The sequence below is a fragment of the Vibrio sp. AND4 genome, from assembly GCF_000171815.1.
Classification (GTDB): Bacteria; Pseudomonadota; Gammaproteobacteria; order Enterobacterales; family Vibrionaceae; genus Vibrio.
The window spans coordinates 1-5,026 of sequence record NZ_ABGR01000062.1 but is presented as its reverse complement, the minus strand read 5'-3'; the positions used below and the strand labels follow the sequence as shown (position 1 = coordinate 5,026).

Below are 5,026 nucleotides of genomic sequence, written 5' to 3'. Positions count from 1 at the left end.
TAACGCGGTAGCTGCGCTCAAGATCCGTTGATGCGAACAAGTGGTTCATCAACAGATCACAATCTACGCGATTTGACTTTGGAACCACAACGATACGCGTTGGGTTTTCGTGATCCGATTCATCGCGAAGGTCATCGACCATTGGTAGCTTCTTAGCACGCATCTGGTTGGCGATTTGCTCAAGCAGTTTCGCACCTGACACTTGGTGTGGCAGAGAAGTGATAACGATATCTGAGCCTTCTTTGTGCCATACCGCGCGCATCTTGATGCTGCCGCGTCCACTGCGGTAAATCTTCTCGATATCCGCTTGCGGCGAAATGATTTCTGCTTCTGTCGGGTAGTCTGGGCCTTTAACGAACTGCATCACATCTGGCAGTTCTGCTTTCGGGTTGTCGATCAAATGGATGGTTGCATCCGCCACTTCACGAACGTTGTGAGGCGGGATATCTGTCGCCATACCAACCGCGATACCTGTGACACCATTTAGCAGTATGTGAGGCAGACGTGCAGGTAACATCTGTGGCTCTTTCATCGTGCCATCGAAGTTAGGTTGCCAATCAACGGTACCTTGACCTAATTCGCCAAGCAGAACTTCCGCAAACTTAGACAGTTTTGCTTCGGTGTAACGCATCGCAGCGAATGATTTAGGATCGTCTGGCGCCCCCCAGTTACCTTGACCGTCAACCAAGGGGTAACGGTAAGAGAATGGCTGCGCCATGAGTACCATCGCTTCGTAACACGCAGAGTCCCCGTGCGGATGGTATTTACCCAGTACATCACCAACGGTACGTGCTGATTTTTTGTATTTCGCTGATGCCGAAAGACCAAGTTCCGACATTGCGTAAATGATGCGTCGTTGAACCGGTTTCAAACCATCGCCAATGTATGGTAACGCACGGTCCATGATAACGTACATCGAATAGTTCAGATACGCGTCTTCGGTGAACTTGCGCATTGGCAACTGTTCAACGCCATCGTAAGTAATTTCTGTAGACATCTATTAAACCTCTGCCATATCGCCGTTGCTTTGTAACCAAGAGCGACGATCATCTGCTCGCTTCTTACCGAGTAGCATGTCCATCATTTCCATGGTCGCCGCAGAATCATCAATGGTCAACTGAACCAGACGACGCGTGTTTGGATCCATCGTAGTCTCGCGCAGCTGAAGTGGGTTCATCTCACCCAGACCTTTGAATCGTTGTACGTTGATCTTGGCTTTCTTTTTCGACAAGCGCTCTAGTATCCCCTCTTTTTCGCCGTCATCTAGGGCATAGAACACTTCTTTACCACAGTCGATACGATACAGAGGTGGCATGGCTACGTAGATATGGCCAGCTTCAACCAACGCGCGGAAGTGGCGAGTGAACAGTGCACACAATAGCGTTGCGATGTGTAGACCATCCGAGTCCGCATCGGCAAGGATACAGATCTTACCGTAACGAAGGCTGTCTAGGTTGTCACTGTCTGGGTCAATACCTAAAGCGACAGAGATGTCATGCACCTCCTGAGAGGCAAGCACTTGATCTGCTGACACTTCCCAAGTATTTAGGATCTTACCGCGTAGTGGCATTACCGCTTGGAACTCACGATCACGTGCTTGTTTAGCAGAACCGCCCGCCGAGTCCCCTTCCACAAAGAAGATTTCGGTGCGGTTAAGATCTTGTACAGAACAGTCGGTTAACTTACCTGGCAGTGCTGGGCCTGACGCGACTTTCTTACGGACAACCTTTTTGCTTGCTCGCATACGGCGGTGGGCATTCGCGATACACACTTCCGCTAACTGCTCGGCCAGTTGTGGCTTTTCGTTCAACCACAGGCTAAACGAGTCTTTTACGACACCAGAGACAAATGCAGCCGTTTGACGAGAAGACAAACGCTCTTTGGTCTGGCCAGCAAACTGCGGGTCTTGAATCTTAATTGACAGTACGTAAGAACAGCGGTCAAAAATATCATCACCAGTAAGCTTCACGCCGCGAGGTAACAAATTACGGAATTCACAGAACTCTCGCATTGCATCAAGCAAACCTTGGCGCAGACCGTTAACGTGCGTACCGCCTTGTGCTGTTGGGATAAGGTTCACGTAACTTTCCGTGATCATCTCGCCGCCTTCTGGCTGCCAGATTACCGCCCAGTTTGCTGCTTCAGTTTCTGCTGAGAACTCACCTGTAAATGGAACTTCAGGTAAAACAGGATAACCTTTCACACCTTCCGCTAAATAGTCTTTAAGACCATCTTCGTAGTACCATTTGTGGTCTTTGTTGTTTACTTTGTCGGTAAATGTAATTTCTAGACCTGGGCAAAGAACGGCTTTCGCACGTAGGTTATTCACCAAACGTGTTACCGAGAAGTTGGCAGAATCAAAGTACTTCGTATCTGGCCAGAAATGTACGCTGGTACCACGGTTACGACGGCCACATGTGCCCGTAACCGTTAGGTCTGAAACTTTATCACCGTGTTCAAAAGCAATCTCATACACTTGGCCGTCACGACGAACCGTCACTTCAACACGCTTGGACAACGCGTTGACCACTGAGATACCCACACCGTGCAGACCACCGGAGAATTGGTAGTTCTTATTAGAGAATTTACCACCAGCATGAAGCTTACATAGGATCAGTTCAACACCAGATACCTTTTCTTCTGGGTGGATATCAACAGGCATGCCTCGACCATCATCGATCACTTCTAGTGATTGGTCGGCATGTAGGATGACTTGTACTTTTGAGGCATGTCCGGCTAGCGCTTCATCGACACTGTTATCGATAACTTCTTGGCCCAGGTGGTTTGGGCGCGCTGTGTCCGTATACATCCCTGGTCGGCGACGCACTGGTTCTAAACCATTCAGTACTTCAATGGCACCAGCATTATATTGTTCAGTCATAATACGGAATTATTCTCAAAGTTTGCTTGTAACCCGAGCCCCGCGGTTGCGCAGGCCATACTCGAGAAACGAAAAAGCTACTTCGTCAACGTGCCCATCATAGACAAGGCAATGCATAACAAAGTAGTCAGGGCTTCATACCCTTAAGATCTTTTTGGCAAAACATAGTCGGAAAGCCGACCAACTATGTCAAGAAACGGTTGAATACGGCAATAAAAACTATGAGCCTATTCCAATCGTCTCGTTAGTATTACAGTTTTAGGAATTCAATGACTTTAGCAGGGTAACGTTCAAAGCCTATAAAACTGTGATCCCCCCCCTCTTCTACCGTTTGTTTCGCTTGCGCGAACTTTTCTACAGCTTGGCGATAGTCTAAAACCTCATCTTTTTTTTGCTGCAGTAACCAGAAAGAGTCAGGAAACTCGATGCTTTGTACATCAAGTGCTTTTAGCTCGTCAATATGGCAAGCTTCGAGCGTATAAGTTTCGTGCGTATATGGGTTGATTTGCTCACCCAGATAATCCACCAGCAGTTCATAAGGCTTTACTGCCGGGTTTACGACGACAGCACGAAAACCAAATCTCGCATTCAACCAAGTTGACATATAACCACCTAGCGAGCTGCCGACAAGGCCAATGTTGTAGTCACCTTCATGTTGCTCAACGATATCAAGTAAGCACTGAGCCGCTCGCTCGGGAAAACAAGGAAGTTGAGGTATAACAACCTTGATATCCGGTCGCTGCTGTTCACAGTACGCTTTCATTAGGTTCGCTTTCATTGAGAGCGGCGAACTATTAAAACCATGGATATAAAGCAGCAAAGAAGGTTTATTCATGATCGCCTCACACTAAAAAGTAAGCCCGAACATAGGGTTCGGGCATGATAATGATTAATATCCGTTTGAGTTAAAATCTGGCTGGAATAGGCCATCGGGCAGTCGATTGACCTCCGTGGTAATGTCACCATTACTGTGCAACTCAAGTTCTCGCCACCCAGGCGACTCAGTATCAAGTGCAAAATCATCTGAGTCTGGCTTAAATTGCACACAAGTCGACGGCGTTGCCATCACGCGAATACCATTATAGAGCAGATTGATATCTTGGTGCACATGACCACACAAAATGCCTTTTACGTTCTCAAAACGATCAACGACTTGCCAGAAAGCATCGGCATCTTTCAGCGCATGCTGGTCTAACCAAGCACTTCCTACCAACAATGGGTGGTGGTGTAATAACACTAAGGTATGTCTTTGCGGGTTTTCTGCCAGTTTTTCTTCTAGCAGTGCTAACTGTTGGTCACTCAAACGTCCGTGGGGCACACCCACTACTTGTGAATCCAACAAGACTAACTGCCAGTGCTCACCAAGCATGACATGCTCAGCAGCTTGAATTTGAGGAGATGGCAGCACACTGCTCATATTAGGTTTGTAGTCGTGGTTGCCAGGCAACCAGAAACAATCTTTTTGTAGCGGCGCGATTCCCTCAGCAAAACACTGATAAGACGCTTCGCTATGATCTTGTGAAATATCACCCGTGGCTAAAATGTATTCATACTGCACTTGGCGACGAAGAATCTCTTGTACCACCGCCGTAAAGCTGTCGGCGGTTCTTACGCTCAGCAAACTACCCTCACCTGTCGCAAACAGGTGAGTATCTGTGATTTGTAATAGCTTTATGCTGCCACTAGATGATTGCAAAATGAAAACCTGATTCGTCCACTATATCGTTTTTGTTATTTTCCCTGAATGACGTGCCAATCAATTGAAGTCAAGTGGCGTTCGACTAATGCCACTTCGCAAACAGAACGTCAGCCATTCACCAAGGAACGTATTAAGTTGATGCTTTTCATCTCGTTGCATCAATTGGTCGTTGGGATAATCATACTTAGCTTTAATGCGAGAAAACTCTCCGCTTGAGCATACTTCGGCCACTCTCGCATCGTGATAGAGCCTGACAGACATCGTTGGTAAAGGAAACACTGGTGTTTCATCACTCTGACATATCTCAACAACTGTGGTGTATTTTGTGATTTCATGCACGGTCAGTTGATAAACCATGCTTGCCGCTTGATAGCAGCGAACATCTCCAACTTCAGCAGAGACCGGCAGCAAGGCGTTCAACTTAGCATAATTAGTCTCATACGTTC

The 5,026-nt window shown here is 47.3% G+C and carries 5 protein-coding genes; all 5 read right to left on the bottom strand.

Annotation, left to right across the window (positions count from 1 at the left end; genetic code table 11):
- Positions 1-997, bottom strand: a 997-nt coding sequence (locus AND4_RS18325) for a DNA gyrase subunit A (protein WP_009844477.1), incomplete at its 3' end; no start/stop codon positions are given.
- Between the two features lie 3 nt (positions 998-1,000).
- Positions 1,001-2,881, bottom strand: coding sequence for a DNA topoisomerase IV subunit B (gene parE / locus AND4_RS18320; protein WP_009844476.1), 1,881 nt, complete (start codon positions 2,879-2,881; stop codon positions 1,001-1,003).
- Positions 2,882-3,131: 250 nt separating this feature from the next.
- A complete protein-coding gene (yqiA, locus tag AND4_RS18315) occupies positions 3,132-3,716 on the bottom strand; it encodes an esterase YqiA (protein WP_009844475.1) in 585 nt (194 codons plus the stop codon).
- 54 nt (positions 3,717-3,770) lie between these two features.
- Positions 3,771-4,577 (bottom strand): 3',5'-cyclic-AMP phosphodiesterase, encoded by an 807-nt coding sequence (gene cpdA / locus AND4_RS18310; protein ID WP_009844474.1) that lies wholly within the window; start codon positions 4,575-4,577, stop codon positions 3,771-3,773.
- Between the two features lie 60 nt (positions 4,578-4,637).
- Positions 4,638-5,026, bottom strand: a 389-nt coding sequence (locus tag AND4_RS18305) for a DUF1249 family protein (protein WP_009844473.1), incomplete at its 5' end; no start/stop codon positions are given.